Source organism: Stieleria marina (assembly GCA_007741555.1).
Classification (GTDB): Bacteria; Planctomycetota; Planctomycetia; order Pirellulales; family Pirellulaceae; genus K23-9.
Genome location: CP036526.1, coordinates 4,525,973 through 4,543,217, shown reverse-complemented (window position 1 = coordinate 4,543,217; position 17,245 = coordinate 4,525,973). Strand labels below are relative to the sequence as shown.

Genomic DNA, 17,245 nt, shown 5'->3' with positions numbered 1-17,245 from the left:
CGATGTCACGCATATTAAATTTGGCTGTTTTCGCCTTTGGATTGGTCGCCTGTGCACCCAATGTTGCCGAGGCGGCAATAGTGGTCAGCTTCGATCTTGATCCCGGAACTCCCGGCATCCAGTCAACATCCTCTGGTTTTGTTGGGGATACTTTTGACGTCGATGTCGTGATCACTCTCGACAACTTGACGGACTCGTTATCCACCTATGGATTTTCCGTCAGATACGACACCAACGAGTTTGATCTCCTCGGTGGTATTGCCACTACGCGTCCCACTGGCTGGCAACCGCTTTTGGGATTCATACCCTCCCCGGTGTCGACCACGGAAGACACGCTGCTTGCTGATCCAACGGTTGGTCAATACGGTGAGATCGTAACCATTGGAGGAGAGTCGCCGTCTGACGCTGGCTTTCAACCGACTGATTCACTGTTCGGGGTAACCAGTTTTGTTGCAGCTACATTCACCCTAGCTGCAGTATCGGAATCTGATTTCGCGATCGACTTGGTTGCTAATTTGTCTGGGGCATCAGACGGTTTCCTGGATGACGATCTATCTAGCGTTACTCCGACATTTCAGGGCGGATCCATTCAGGTCACAGCGGTACCAGAGCCATCGTCGATCGCGCTGTTTGCTTTCGCCGCCATTCCGGTTCTGTTGCGGCGACGCAGAGTGAACCGGTAGGCTGGGGCGAATCGCTAGGGGTTTTGCTGGAACCAGGTTTAGATCCTGCTTTCTAAGTTGCCATCCTGACCAGCGCCGCCAAAGACTCGTAGGGCCCTATTGGTATCTTCGATGCGGAAGACGTTTCGGTTTCGCGTTGGCGATCGACACACGATGCCGCTAGACCGGACTCATTCATGCTGGCAAACGCCGCGGAATCGCTGAGTGTTGTATTGTATCGACATCGCGTCGAGCGTCTCGCAGAGTTTCCGATCGCGTTCATTGTTGATCCTCACGCCAGGAAGTGTGCAGTGGATCTTTACAGGCGTGCTCTACGGCGAAGCCTTCGGCGTGCCCGTTTTCGCCACACTGTCGCCACCAGCGTTGATCGGGGTCCGCAGCGACAAAATTAATTCAGTGACATACAGATGTCTGGGTTGGTCCTGTCAAAAAACCTCTTCGGGCCTGTTGGCCTTCGTGAATGCATTGAACGAGCGAAGCCGTGCTATCGAATCAGCGAGCGTCGTGCTTGCAAGTTGGTTGGTCTGGGGGCCGCTTCGGATCCACTGGCGAATAGGGTCACGCAAGTTTCTTCCAGCTTCGTTTCGTGACTGCCAAAATTCTCCGCGATCGACTCAGGACTTTTGCGACTTCGCCAAGCCGCCTTGAGCTTGCGTCCAGTCGTGATCTTTTCGTTCCGCAGTGACTCCGCTAACTCGCGTAGGTCGTGAACACCTCACGGAACTGGCGACGCCGTTACTTGGCGCAGAGAAGTGCGTCGCCCACGCGAGTTATCAGAAGGCTGAATTTGCTTTGGGTTTGTCCACCATGGAGGCGCTGCGGCGACTCCCGCAGAAGCGTCGGACGATGAAGCGACGCAGTTTTGGGGCCGCTTGTGCAGTTGGACGAGTAGGATTCTCTGCTGGTTCGAATGTATGTTGTTGGACTATTTCTTTTTCCTGTCCTCGTCCGGTTTCTCCGTCTGCGATTTATCGTTTATGCTGCAAACTCCATCTGGAGATGGTACGTCTCTTACTCTCCGTCAGAAATTATCCCGATGATTTGCTATGAAAGACTTCCACGGTGAACTTAGAACTGCCATCGTCGAGGCAATCCGTAAAGCTCGCGGCGACATGGCCGCGGAATTCGGATCCGATTCAATCCATGGATTCGCTTTGTGTACCGACGATAATGTGATGACCCTGTTTGCCGCCGTCTGCACAAAGTCGTGGGTTGCTGAACGGGAACCGGGTTACAAAGGCATTGGTTCCATCTACGTCGAGTGGAATCAGAGTGCGGGTGATCAACATTTTGAAACGGTCTCGAAAATCATACAGGCCCTGGCCGATACTGAGAGCTCAAACGAGGAGCAGCGTTTTGAGAGTCTTACGCTCGCCCTTGAGGATTGCAGGAACGAGGGGCTCTTTGAATCGGACACATTGCTGATTTGCGGAAACACGGACGGGGTTGGAGATCTTGAGGTAGACGCCATTACCCGCTTGAACTCCCCCGACGCGGCGGCCCGGATCGCAGAAGATTTAGTGCTGACTCTTCCTACCGCTGCGTCTGATGAGACTGCTCCGGCCAATGCAGAGTCGGGTCGCCGGAAAGACTCGGGCATCAGCAAACTTGTTAGCGCTGTCAGCCAGTTGTTTCGCAGCGGTTCAAAACGGTCTGCCGCGATGGAAATTATTCCGGGGCGAGGTGTCACTCGGTGCGAGATTGGCTCTCCGAAAGAGTCCGCACTCGAAGTATTTGGCAAACCAAAGAACGTGAACGGGAAATACTTTGAATTCCCGGGAATGGGTGTGGATGTCGCATGGAACAGAAAGAAAGAGGTCGTTTTGATCGTGTTCTTCTTCCGGTACGAAGGGTATAAGAGCTTCAACGGTAAGACCCGCGAAGGCATCGGCGAACACAGTAGTTTGCAGCAGGTTCTCGACACCTATGGCGTTCCGGACCGTCAAGACCAAGGTCCGACTTCAAGCGGAACGACGTACGAGCACCTGTATTACGACCGCCTGGGCCTGGAAATCAACTTTCGCCACAGCAAACTCGAATCCATTCGAGTGGATCCTGTCATCGAGCCGAAGCAGTGATGTAAAACCACACTTGTGACAGGAAAGGGCCGCGAGGAAGTGAATCGGCTACTACATTCACGTGGCGCCGACGGTGGCCCCATCGTAGAAAATGGCACGAGTCCATTGCAGCTTGCCGAAGGCGTCGCGGTGGAGAGCCTGAAGAACACTTGGACATGCCGTCGCGGGACAAATACGGTGGAGGTGGTCCAGCTCTTGAGGCATCCGAGAACCTTCGTCGGAGTGAAACACCGACGCACGGAAGCCCAGCCGGCGTTGTGAACGCGACGCATCGCCCCAGGCGGGTTTTGTGCTTCGTTAACTCGCGTAGGTCGTGAACACCTCAGCGCGCACCGGCGGCAGACACCGGAGCAAGAATAGCCTTGGGCAACACTCCGATGCGAGTTTGCGATTCTATTGTCGCAGGAACGCAAAGTTGATGGCCGCTATCGTGCAGAAGACCGAGGCACTTCACTAGACAGTGTGCCATTCATACTTGACCCTCCGCTGACGAATTCGGTCCAATTTTGAGAGCGGTAGTCGGTAAAACCAACTGCGAAACAAGAAATCAGGTCAAGGTGTTTCTCTTGCATTGTTACTCGTTGGGTGGGATCAAAAATGAAACCCCTTTGCGGGAAGGCGAAGTGTCTGCCTGTAGCGTCTATTTACTTTCCGAACGTGGTGTCGAACACCGCTATTTTAAGTGGCAAGCGAAGTCCGGTTTTGAGGAAATCAAGAAGATGTTTGATCTCCAGCTTTTACCTCACAACTCAAGAGATACCGCTCTGATTCATTTCGCTAGTTTTGACTCGGTGCCCAAGGACAGCGGCATTTTTTCGTTCCGAAAGATTTTGTCAGATAAACAGATCGAAGCTTCAAAACACTGGGAAGATCCTGCTCGTTACACCGACTTGCTAGATGTTATCTTGAGTGATCCGGATATGAACCACAGCGTAGCGTTCACCGATGACCACCCTTCTGAAAGCGAAAAATGTGGACATCGCTGTACCACAAACATGGCTTTGTCAACTTGCCAGGGTGACTTGAGTGGAAAAGTATGGACCTGTCGGCCGTCTGAAGGTCCAATTTGTAGCGTTGCCCAGGTAAGTGCAATTGCGGTAGCCGCCGAAGCCAGCGTCTCGCCAAGTGTTTCAGTGCTGCACGAGTTTCGTGATCAGTTCTTGAAACGTAATGCCGGTGCTAAAAAATATATTGGATACAACGCCTTAGTTGGTTGATACGCGAAGTGGGACGGGACAAGTCTGGTCGCGTACTTCAAAGCGGGGCCTGAGTTGAATCGCGTTGCTACGTCGGTGTTGGCTAAAGGCAATGGAGATTCAATCGTTATCACTGATGACACATGCTCCGTTGCATCATCAATTATCTCGCTACACAGAGATATTGAAAATCCATACTTCCAGTCTGTTTTGGACGACATCCTTGCCGACTTGAACAACACCAAAGGGATGACGAAAAAGCAGTTCCTGGAGTATTCCGCCGGAACGTCGCAAACCTCCGGCGGGAAGCGTTAAGAAGTCGGAATCCGCCCGCCGAAAACTAATCGCTCATTCAAACCCGACCCGACCGCACGGAAAGAGAACATCACCCCGCTTCTGCTGGATTGACGACCTGTTCTCCGCGTGACCCGAAGGCGGTGTACATCCGGGCACTGCAGTTTATTCCGTTTAACGACAGTCTCTTATGCAATCAAGTGCACCCCACTAGTGGATTACATTAGTCTGGCGTTTGAATTTTGATCGGAATCCTCGACGCGTTGACGCATGAAATACGTGGCTGCCAGGGGGACTGAAAAAGATAGCCCTAGATATTGCCCACGAGCTTGTGATGGTACGCAGAAAGAATTGGAATTGGTTTCGTAGTCAGTCGACAACCAAGAGCCAGAAAAAGAAGAAGCGGCAGCAGAGTCGCCGCGTCTTTGCTGAACGCCTGGAAGCGAGACAACTTCTTGCACGTGAGGTCGCTGGCACGATCTCTGACGACGATGTTTGGTCTGGCACGATTGAAGTGACCAGCAGTGTGACGGTTCCCGATGGTGTGAACCTGACGATCGATCCGGGCACGGCTATTAAGTTTCGCGGCAGCACATTTCTCACCGGTCTGGGCAGCATCGACGCCATCGGTACTGCAAGCGACCCAATCATCTTTACAAGCGTCAACGATGATTCGGTCGGCGAGGACTTGACCGCCGAGGCAACGGAGGGTTCGCAAGGCGATTGGCGTGCTTTGTTTGTTTACAGCGGGGACTGGAATGTCCAACACGCCGAGGTGCGATTTGGTGGGAGTAGTGGCGAAGCTGCCCTATATGTCAGTCAAAATCAGAATCCAACCGAAGGAGTCAATTCGATCTTTCGCGACGTTGTGGTTTCCCAGAACGATAGTGATGGAATCGATTTGCTTGACGGGAGTCCCGAACTGACCCGCATCAACATCATTGACAACTCGGGCCGCGCGATTGATCACCGTTTTGCTTCCACGCCAACTTATGATTCGGTCACGGCTCGTGGCAATGCCGGTGGCGATCATGTTGCGCTTGCTGGTGGCACGATTACGACTGACCGCGTCTGGGATTTTGACGGCCTGCCGATTCACATCGGAACAACCACCGTCAATGATCCTGGAAGTCTAACGATCACGGCGGGCAGTGTGGTCAAACTGCTCGGTGGCGATTACCTGTGGGCCAATACAGGCGAGATCCTGGCGGAAGGTACCGCTGACAACCCAATCGTGATTACGTCGGAGTTGGACGACACCGTCGGTGGAGACTCCAACGCCGATGGCGACGCCACGACACCGAGCCCAGGCGATTGGCGGACGATCTATGTTTACGATGGCGAGACAAATTTTGAGAATGTCGATATTCGATACGCTGGTAGAAGCAGCGAGGGACAGCTTTTCATCAATGAAGCAAACGGCGGACTTGAAGAGCGAAGTGCAACGTTTACCAATGTTCGTATTTCCGAAGGCGGGTCAGACGGTATCGATGCGATTTCCGGCAATCCAGTTTTCCAGAACGTTGTCATCACCGACAACGTAGGTGTTGCAATTGAACAACGCTTTGCATCCCAGCCTATCTACGACGGTGTGACCGCGCGCGGCAACTCAGGCGGTGACCGAGTTGACCTGGCCGGCGGTACAATTACGTCCGATCGTGTCTGGGACTTTGGCGGTCTACCGATTCACATCGGAACGACGGTCGTGAACGACCCAGCAAAGCTGACCATCACGCCGGGCAGCGTGGTCAAGCTGTTTGGCGGTGAATACTTGTGGGCCAACACGGGCGCAATTTCGGCCGAAGGCACCGCTGAGAATCCAATCGTGATTACGTCAGATTTGGACGATACCGTCGGTGGAGACTCCAATGCCGATGCGGATGCCACGTCGTCCAGTCCCGGCGATTGGCGTACGATCTATGTTTACGACGGCGAGTCAAAATTTGAGCACGTTGATGTTCGATACGCTGGTAGGAGCAGTGAGGGACAGTTCGTCATCAATGAGGCGTCCGGCGGGCTGGAAGAGCAAAGTGCAACGTTCACCAATGTCCAAATCACTGATGGACGGTCAGACGGCATCGATGCGATTAGCGGCAATCCAATTTTTCAGAACGTGGTCATCACTGATAACGGTGGTGTTGCTATTGAGCAACGGTTTGCATCGCAGCCTATCTACGATGGGGTGACCGCACGCGGCAACGCTGGCGGCGACCGAGTTGATCTGGCGGGCGGTACGATCACGTCCGATCGAGTTTGGGATTTTGATGGCCTGCCGATCCACATCGGGACCACAGTCGTCAACGAACCAGGAACGCTAACAATCACACCGGGCAGCGTGGTCAAACTATTAGGCGGCGACAACTTGTGGGCCAACACAGGGCCGATACTTGCCGAGGGGACCGCTGAGGATCCGATCGTCATCACATCAGATCGGGACGATACCGCCGGTGGCGATTCCAACGCTGACGGCAACGCCACGGCCCCCAGCCCTGGCGATTGGCGGACGATCTATGTGTACGACGGCAATTCGAATTTCCAGCATGTCGATGTTCGATACGCCGGTTCAGGTAACGAAGGGCAATTCATCATCAATGAGGCTTCCGGAGGGATCGAAGAGCGAAGCACGACGTTCTCCGATGTTCGAATTGCGTCGGGTAGGGCCGAAGGCATCGAGCTTAACAGTGGCAATCCCACGCTCAGCCGAGTCGTTTTCAGTGGCAACGGTACCGATGCTGTTAGCGTCAGCAATAGCAGCGTCACCATCACTGATTCGGATTTCCTCGGCGGAAACCGTGGCGTCTTTGTTCTTGGCAATGGATCAGCGACTGTGTCAGGAAGCAGTTTCGTTGGCCAGAGTGATGTCGCGGTTCAGCACAACGACACTGAATTTGCCGGCGCAGACTTCACCGGAAATTTCTGGGGACATCCTGGCGGCCCACATGATCCATCGGGCGCCGATGGAGTCGTCAACGACAATCCGCTGGGCGTTTCCGTCAGCGACTATGTCGATTACGGTTCGTTCTTGTCGATTCCACCACGTCCGCTTGGCCCGCGCGTCACCGCTGTCGAACGATTGACGCCGATTCCGACGCCGCTGCATCATCGCTACGAGGCTGATGGAGATGCGTTGGACCAGTCGGGGACTCGCAACGGTTTCTTTACCGCAACACCCACCTACGGCGCCGGTCGGCTGGGTGGAAACGCTTTCCAATTTGACGGAAGTAAACGGGTCAACCTGGGTGCATGGGCACCCGAGAGCGATTGGACGGTTGCGGCTTGGGTCAATCCCGCGGAAGTGCCCGATACCGGACGTATTAGCATCGCCGGGATCACGAACGCCGGCACCGATTGGGGGATTTTGATTAACGATGGCAACTACGCTGCCGCATCGTTCGGTGGCATTCTGGACAGCGGCGTCGCGGCCACGGTTGACACTTGGACTCACGTCGCCGCCACCGTACGCGGTTCAGAGATTTTTCTGTTCATCAATGGCGTTCAACAGGCCACCGAAGACTTCGCAAATCCATACGCGCCCACTCCATTGGGCACCAGCATTGGCGGCAACTCTTTCATCGGTGCGAGTCCAATCACCGGTTTGATCGATGAAATTTCGATTGTCGAACGTAGTGTCAGTGACGCCGAAATCGTATCGCTTCGCGACAGCGGTTCGATCGATCTCATTTCACCGATCGATCGTTTGCTGGTGACGTTTGATTCGCCCATCGTTGCTGACTCGGTCAACATCTCCGACTTTTCATTCAGCGGACCGGCAACCGTGGGCATTGAATCAGTCGTTGTTACCAGCGACCGAACAATCGAAGTCACTCTCACCGCCGAACTGACGAATCCCGGAAACTACACGCTATCAGTCGGACCTCAGATCCTTGGTTCTTCGGGACTCGCGATGGATCAAGACCTAGACGGGACCTCCGGCGAACCGGTTGATGATGTCTTTGAAGGTTCGATCGTTGTGGACAAGACCGGGCCGCGAATTATCTCTCAGACACCCAGCGGCACGACATCATCGGTGCTCAGTAGCGTCACGGTCACGTTCGATGAACCGATTGATCCGTCCACGTTGACCGCAAGCGACGTTGATTTGTTTGATGAAGCAGGTGTCGCCGCCCGCGACGCCTACGATCCGGATGCCGTGATCAGCGGTTTCAGTGTTCGCGGCATTGATTCATTAGGAACGTTCTCGGGACTGGCAGGTGCCGAAGCGTTATTGGCCAACCCGAATCTTCCAGGAAGAGTTGCGACTGAAAATGTTGCCGTGATCAATTACGGTCCCGAAGGACAGCATTTCGCGGACGATCGGTTGAACCCGCTAGAGACTGCTGCCAACGACCACTACTTGGCGATGGAAGCAACCGCAACGGTGACGATCCCGACCGCAGGCCTGTGGACGTTTGCGATCGGGTCCGATGACGGCTACGGACTAACCATTGGCGATTTCCAAACCGATCAAACCACGGGCCGACGATTCGCGACCGATTTGGTGACGTTTGATTTCGCTGCTGCGGGCGACTATCCGCTGCGATTCGTGATGTTTGAATTGACGGGCGCGTCCGGTTTTGAACTCTCGGCGGCCGAAGGTGAGTTCACCGACTTTGATGTCGACGCGTTCAAGTTAGTTGGTGCCAGCGATGGCTTGCAATTACAAACCAATCCGGTGCTGCCTACTAACCCTATTCGCACCCTGGGTGTGGAAGCAGTCGATGACACCAACACGACCTTTCGACTGTTCTTTCCGCCGCAGCCAATTGACGGCGAATACGAACTGGTAGTCCAACCCACCGCGCGCGACGTTTCTGGAAACTTGCATGACCAGAGTAACAATGGTACTGGCGGTGAGCCGGCCGATGCGTACGTCAGCACGATCACCGTCGACCGGCAACCGCTGCGAATCGTTTCTCAGTCACCTGTTGATACTCAAGTCGGCGCATTGGAATCGTTTGAAGTCACGTTCAACGTCCCGATTGACCAAGGAAGTTTCTCCACGGGCGATGTTCGCGTTAGCGGACCAACCGGACCGGTGGAAGCGACGGGCATCGAAAAAATCAACGACACGACCTATCGTATTAATTTGACGCGGAGCACCGCCGATGGGCGCTACGACATCATTGTTGGACCTGGTATCAGTGACGTCGGCGGAACGCTGATGGACAGCGACGGCGATGCGATCCCTGGCGAGCTCGACGATCGATACTTGTCGTCGATTAGCATCTCCGAAGCTGGCCCATCAGTCACTGATTTCTCGCCAACGGGAACTCAGCCCGCGCCCTTGTCCTCGGTTGATATCACCTTCAGCGAACTGATCGATCTGTCGACGTTTACCGCCGCCGAAGTGGTGCTGACTGGCCCCGATGGCAGTGTCCCGATCACGGGCATCATTTTTGATGAAAACCTGACGTATACGATTTCGTTTGATCCAATCAACGTTGCTGGTGAATATCAAATCGCAATTGGCCCCGATTTGACGGACACGTCGGGAACCGCGATGGACCAGGACCAAGATGGTGTTGGGGGCGAAGCAAGCGAAGACGTGTTCAACACTTCTTTTGCCATCGATTCCGGTGGACCAAGAATGCTGTCGTACACGCCCGACTTTGTTTCGCGGCCTTACACGTTTATAGACGTCGTCTTCAACGAGGACATCGACCTGGCGACTTTCACGCCGCAAGACGTATCGATGGTCGGACCCAATGGCGTTGTTCCGGTCAGCCAAGTCGTTGGCATGGACATGAACAAGGTTCGTATTTCCTTTGCGACACAATCCACCCTCGGTGATTACTCGCTGATCATCGGTCCCGATATTTTTGATCCGTCGGGTAACGCGATGAACCAAGATGGCGACGAAGTGTTTGGCGAAGCCGATGAAGACACCTTCACTGCGACAGTCGTCTTCGATGCGCCGGACTTGTCCTTAGAATTGTTTTCCGTCCCAAATGCTGCACAGAATGGCGATGTCATCTCTTTAACTTGGGATGTGCAGAACATCGGTGACACGGCGGCCGTGAATCCGTGGACTGATCGAATCGTTTTGTCTGAGGACGATGTGTACGGGAACGCCGGTGACATTCAATTGCAGACGCTGGTGCGCGACGCTGATTTGGTCGACGGGGATACCTACACGGGCACCGTCGATGTTGAGATCCCGTTTGGCATTCAGGGCGACTACTTCATCTTGGTTCGCACTGATTCATCAAACCAAGTCTTTGAAGTCAGCGATGCCAACAATACCTTTAGCCAGCCCATCGAAATCGCGGTCGCCGATCCGCCAGCCGACCTGATCGTCGATGCGATCTCGCTTCCCGAGAATGGATTCATTGGCGATTCGATTGACGTGACGTGGCGAGTTCGCAATGACGGGACCGCGACCACGATTGCGACCACGTGGGTGGATCGAGTTTACCTGTCCAGCGACCCCGACTTTGGCAGCGACGTGCTTTTGGGCAGCGTCATGCACAATGGTTCGCTGGCGTCGAATGCTTCTTACACAATGACGGAGTCGTTGGTGATTCCCGCATCAGTCGCTGCAGGTAACTACTACATCATCGTGCGCACCGATGCGACCAATGTGGTCGATGAGCCATCGGCAGAGGACAACAATACGACTTCATCAAATGGCACGATGAACGTGAGCGTCGCTCCGCTGCCCGACCTGATCGCCAGCAATGTTACGATCGGCGCTGGCGAAAGCCCGGTTAGCGGTGAATCCGTGACGGTGACTTGGGACATTGCCAACGATGGCGACGAGGTAGCAATCAATGACTGGACCGACGCCGTTTACCTTTCCACCGATACGGAACTGTCCGATGACGACGTTTTGTTGGGCGAACTTCCAAACACGGCGGACTTGGCCGTCGACGGCGCGCTGGCGAGGTCTCTTTCGGTCCAACTTCCTGATGCTGTCTCTGGACCCTACCACTTCATCGTTGCCACTGACTCCAACAACAACGTGAATGAAGGTGACGGCGAGGAAACAGCGATGGCGGCAAGCGAAGCCGTCGAGATCTCACTGTTCCCCTATGCCGACCTAACGGTCACGCAAGTTGTCGCACCGGAACTGATCGTCGGCGACCCGGTTGACTTGACGGTGTCCTGGTCGGTCAGGAACGCCGGCGCTGGACCAGGCCGCGTCAGTACTTGGACAGATCGCGTTGTTCTGTCCACCGACGACATTCTGGGCGATGCCGACGACATTGTTTTAGGCGAGTACACGCATTCTGGATTGGTCCCGGTCGACGCTGAATATTCGCGAACTGAGATCATCCAGCTTGCCAATCGGACCGAAGGTCGATTTACGCTGTTCGTGCAAACCGATGCGACCGATGAAGTGTTTGAATTGGCTGATGGCGCGTCGAACGTCGGTTCGCCGGACCACTTTGTCGATGTTTCTCGCACGCCCTTCAGCGACTTGATCCTTGACTCAGTCAGCACGGCTGGCGATCCGGTTTCAGGCCAGTCGTTGGAAGTGACCTGGACTGTGCGAAACAACGCGGATCGTGGGATCGCAACGACAGACCGCGATTCTTGGACCGATTTCGTTTACATATCGCCAGATCCGACCGGCGCGACGGGATTGAGGCTGATCGGCAGCAGCACGCGTGGCGGCGCGTTGGCCTTGGGTGATTCGTACACTCGAACCGAAAACTTCGTGCTGCCTCGAACCACCGATGGCGAGCACTACGTATTCGTCCGCACCGGTGGACCGAACGAGTTCGTTTTCGACTCGAACGTTTCCCTTGAAGACGACCCCGTCGGTGGCGGTGGTAATCAAGCTCGCAGCGAAGCGATTGACGTGTTCTTGGTCCCGCCTCCCAACGCAGATCTGGTCGTGACAGATGTTTCGATCGGCGATGCGGTTGAGTTTGCTGACGGTTCGCAGGTCGAAGTCACCTGGACGATCGAGAACCAGGGCGAAACGACCGAAACCGGATGGCGAGACAAGCTGTTCTTGCAATCGACCGGCGGTGACGAAACCTACCAGTTTGGCAATTACACGGTTGACGATCCGTTGGAATCGGGCATCTCGATCACGCGCACCGAAATCGTGCTGCTTCCGCGAACGACCGGTCAGTTTCGATTCTTTGTCGAAACCGACACCGACGACGTGATCTTTGAAACCGACAATCTACTCAATACCGGTTTTTCAGAGCCGTTTCAAATCAATCTGAAGCCGCGACCCGACTTGCAGGTCACGGTCCAAAGCGATTATCCAGCCGCGATCACGGCGGGCACGATTTTGGATGTTGAATTCCGAGTCCGAAACCTTGGCACCGCCGACACTCCGTCGGCCGGTAGCCGATGGAAAGATCGTGTTTGGCTTTCGTCTTCGTCCAGCAGTACGTCCGGCGCACTTTTGCTAGGTGAATTGGACAACGGTTCGGCGCTCGGGTTCCCCGGATCGCCCAATGGACTTTCCACGGAATACTCGACCACGGCAAGTTTCCTAATCCCGCGTGCGATATCAGGAAACTGGTTCGTTCTGGTGGAGACCGACGCACGCAGCCAAGTCGATGAGTTCCCAAGTGAAAACAACAATCGTGATGCGAAAGCCGTGGCGATTGATGCTAACCCCGTGCCACCGCCCGACTTGGTCGTCACATCCATCCAAGGCCCCGGCGATGCGTTTGATGATTCCTCGTTCACGGTCAGGTACGCCGTGTCAAACTTGGGTGCTGGCCCAACCGACCCGGGGTCTTGGACCGATCAGATTTGGTTGACGCTCGGCAAAGACGGTCCTAAACCTGGTCGTGGTGACCGACTAGTTGGAACATTCCGGCACAGCGGAGTGCTTGAGATCGGTGATAGCTATGAAGCTGAGACGACCGTGAATGTCCCGACGGGTTTGACCGGTCAGTACTTCTTGACTGTCTACGCTGACGGTTACGGAGGCGTTTACGAAAACGCGTTCGCATCGAATGTGAATCCCGACGCACCTAACGACATCGACGGCAGCAACTACGGCAGCACGCCAATCAATATTCTATTGACGCCACCGGCCGACCTTCGAGTTTCAACGGTCACGGTGCCGACCGACGACGATGGGAACGCTCTGCAAATCGTTGGCGGCGAAAAACTGTCGCTGACTTGGACAGTTGACAACATTGGAACGGCCGCAACGGATCGTGAGAATTGGGCCGACGCAATTTACGTTTCCGAAGACGACGTCTGGGACACCGGCGATCAACTCGTCTTTGCCCTACCGCATTCCGGTCGTCTGCAACCCGGTCAGTCGTACACTCAAGACGCCGAGTTCACTCTGCCACCGACGGCCCAAGGCCAACACGTTCTGGTTCGCACCAACGTTGATCCAAGAATCGCGCTCACCGAAGAAGACAAGTTCTTAGATGAAGTCAAAGCAGTCTTGCAACGCGTCGAAGCAGCGACGGGCAAACCGCTCGGCGAAATCAAAATCAGTGACCTGCAAAAGTTCTCACAATCGGAACTTCGTGCGATCCTTGCCGGCCCGACGAATACTCTGGAGTTGGTCTACGAAGGCCCCTTCACCGACAACAACGTCGGCTCAGCGGATCTGCCCGTCGTAGACGCGCTGACCGATCTGGTAATGGAAGAAGTTACCGCGACGCCGACCAGCAAATCCGGCGAACCCATCACCGTTCGCTGGACCGTTCGCAATGAAGGCGACTACGCGACCGCCGCTGATACTGATTCAGTCCGCCAATACGTCTTTCTGTCCAAAGACGAAGTCTATGACGCCAGCCGCGACGTCTATGTTGGATCCAAAGTCCACGTCTTTGACGAACCGCTTGGCCCCGACGAAACCTACACCGATAGCCTCGTCGTGTCCTCGCCACCGGGTAGCAGCGGCACTTGGTACGCACATGTCTTCACCAACATCGGGATCAGTCGCGGTAACCCAGTGTTGAACCGATGGAACCCCAGCGCGTGGCCGGACTGGATCGAGGCTCTGGAGGACAAACCGTGGGAAGACGGGAACAAGGACAACAATTTCAGAGTCAGCAACCCTATCGAAATCGAGTACGCCGAACCTGATCTGACGATCAGCAATCTTGCCGCCGTCCCGGTCGATCCCGATAGCGGTAGCGTGTTGGACGTTACCTTCACAGTTGCGAACTCAGGTACCAGGCAGACTCGTGTTGATAGCTGGACAGATCGAGTGTTCTTGTCCACGGATACGTCAACGGACGCCTACGACATCCAATTAGGTTTTCTCAAGCACAATGAAGTGCTCGGAATCGGCGAAAGTTACGACGTCGAATTTCAGGTCCGCATCCCAGACAACATCGGCGGCGATTTCAATCTGATTGCCTTCACCGATTCAACATTCGCTAAGGGAGGATACGGTCGACCTCTCCCCTATCCTGAAGCCGAAGGCCCCACGCGATCGCGACAGACCAAGGACGAGGTGTTGGAGTTTGATGGCGAAGGAAACAACCAAGCATTGTTTCCGCTGGCCGTCACGCGTGTCCCATCGCCAGATTTGGTCATCGACACGCTTTCGCACGACGCGACCGTGGAAGTTGGCAGCGATTTCACTTACACCTATGTCTACAGCAACGATGGTGGGCAGGTTCCCGACCGGCAGACTCCGTATTTCGACCGAGTCTACCTATCTCGCGACCGATTCCTGGATGTGTCCAGCGATCACTATGTCCAGCAAATTAGTCGCGTCGACCCGTTAGCACCCAGCGAAACGGGCTCGATCACGAACACTATCCGTGTGCCGCGCGGCTTGGTCGGTGACTATTACGTGATCGTCGCGACTGACGTTCCCAGGGCGTCACGTCCCGATGGTGAAGTGCTGGAAGCCGACGAAACCAACAACATCATCGTCAGCGAAACTCCGATGCTGATCGTTGTGCCGCCACCGTCGGACCTGCAAGTCATCGACGTCGCGGCACCATCATCGGGCCAAGTCGGCGACGTCGTCTCGGTGGGATGGACGGTTCAGAACACGGGTGACGAACGAGCCCGAGCCCGAATCGCAGACGCAGTGTATTTGTCGGCAGACAACGTCTGGGATGTTGGCGATTTGCTGGTTGGTCGTGTTGATCCGTTAGACATTCGCACGCTGAATCCCGGCGATACGTATACCGCATCACTCGATTTTGAGATTCCCGCAACGCTGCCCGGCGATTACCGACTGATCGTTCGCACTGATATCTTTGATGACGTGTTCGAGGGCGAAAACAATCGCAACAACGATCTGCCCTCGGCCGATGCGATCAATGTCACGGTGCCGCTGTTGCGGTTGGACATCCCACTGGCGGATCAACTCGCTTCTGGGGTTTCGCGACTGTTCCAACTCGACACATCGCCCGGCCAAACGATTCGCGTTGATCTGGATAGTGTCGCCGATGTTGGCTCACACGAACTGTACGCAAAACACGAAGCGCTGCCGCGTCCGTTCGATTTTGATGCAGCCTACCAGGGATATCTCAAACCCGATCAGTCGCTTGTCATTCCTGAAACGCTGGGCGGTCGCTACTTCATCTTGGCTCGCGCCGGCGTACGAATTGACTTAGAAGATGGAGTCTACGATCCAAATACCCGAGTCGAGTATCCCGTCGAGCTCAATGCGACACGAATTTCCTTTGGCATTACAGGCGTCACACCCGATTCGGGCGGAGATGATCGCTATGTGACCGTGACGATCAGCGGTGCTGAATTCCCCGAGCAAGCAGCCGTACGGCTAGTCCGTCCAACCTTTGCCGAGTTCGCGCCCGTCTCGGTCAATCGCGTCGATGCAACCAAGATCATCGCGGTCTTCGATTTGCGCGATGCCCCGCACGGGCTCTATGACGTTCAGGTGCTGCATCCCGATGGCCGAGTCGCCATTGATCCGTACCGGTTCCAAATCGAATCCGCTGATCCGTTGGAAATCAACGTCGGTGTCGGCGGTCCAAGCGTGATCGGACTTGGTGAATCTGGTGCCTACGGCTTTGCTACTCAAAACCTAGCTAATGTCGACACGCCATATTCGATCATCGAATACGCGTTTCCCAACATCAAGAACAAACTTCCTAGCTTGATTCCCGGCCCGGCGATTGAGTTCATTTCAGGCCTGCGCGGTGACGAAGGAACCATCTCTCCGCTGTTTGATTCAGTTTCAACGTTTGATACATCCAGCATCGTTCCTGAGTTGAACTTGGATGGCGTTCTCACTGCCCGAGCGGTGGCATTTGACTTGCCAGCGTCCGGAGTGACCGAGACTGGCAGTTTGGTGACGATCTATCCCGGTATACGTGAACTACTGGAAACGAACCCGAATTTCTTGAAGGAACTTTCAGATGAGGATAAGGCAGCTCTATCGTTTGATTTCTACGTCACTGCGTCCGCGACCCCGTTAACAAGTAGCCAGTATCTCGACTATCAACGCGGCGAAGCCGCTCGGTTACGTGATGCAATCCTCGACGATGACGATGCACCTTCGTCATTGGTTTCGATCGCAGGCGATAACGAAGCGTTTGCAGACCTGTTCTTGCAAGCGCTGGCGGATGTCGGCCTGTTGCGAGCCGAAGACGTGCCACCAACGGCGACGCCAACCTCCGATAACGTCAATTTGTTCTTTAGTGCGTTGGGTGGATTGCTAGGCGGCGATGCGGGATCAGGAATCGTCGCCGACGCCGGCGTAAATCTGGCGACCGCGGAGACGGCACTGACGGATCTAATCGAGCGCTTCCGCGGTTACTTTGGCCACACCGAAGACGTCACCAGCGGTGGAGAAGTACCTGAGTTTGCCGATTATGATCTCGGCCTCCCCAATCCAACCTCATTCGTCGCGTTCGAGTTGCGAGCGGGTGTGGAGGAAGAAGAGTTTGGCGAGATCGCGGATGAGATCGTCTTTAACTTGGACAACTTGGGTGCCAATGCAGGCGATACCGTTGACATCACGGGGCCGACCGGTGTTGGCGATGAAAACTTCGTTCCGTTTGAAACTCCGCTTCCCTATCGAGTTTCAGCAACCTACGACAACGAGTCGTCCGAAGCCGCCCGTGAAATC

Annotated in this window: 4 protein-coding genes (1 of these 4 only partly in view); all 4 read left to right on the top strand. The window is 55.0% G+C overall.

The window, feature by feature from the left end; translation table 11 throughout:
- Positions 1–2: 2 nt before the first annotated feature.
- Positions 3–683 (top strand): PEP-CTERM sorting domain-containing protein, encoded by a 681-nt coding sequence (locus tag K239x_RS16205; RefSeq protein WP_145419284.1) that lies wholly within the window; start codon positions 3–5, stop codon positions 681–683.
- 1,046 nt (positions 684–1,729) lie between these two features.
- Entirely contained in the window at positions 1,730–2,761 is a 1,032-nt protein-coding gene (locus K239x_RS16195) for a DUF4303 domain-containing protein (protein WP_145419282.1), read from the top strand.
- Between the two features lie 581 nt (positions 2,762–3,342).
- Positions 3,343–3,978, top strand: coding sequence for a hypothetical protein (locus K239x_RS16190; protein ID WP_145419281.1), 636 nt, complete (start codon positions 3,343–3,345; stop codon positions 3,976–3,978).
- 607 nt (positions 3,979–4,585) lie between these two features.
- Positions 4,586–17,245 carry the 5' end (the start) of a CARDB domain-containing protein gene (locus K239x_RS16180; RefSeq protein WP_145419279.1) on the top strand. The gene runs 23,340 nt beyond the window's last position, so only the first 12,660 of its 36,000 coding nucleotides appear in the window; its start codon is at positions 4,586–4,588; the stop codon falls past the right edge of the window.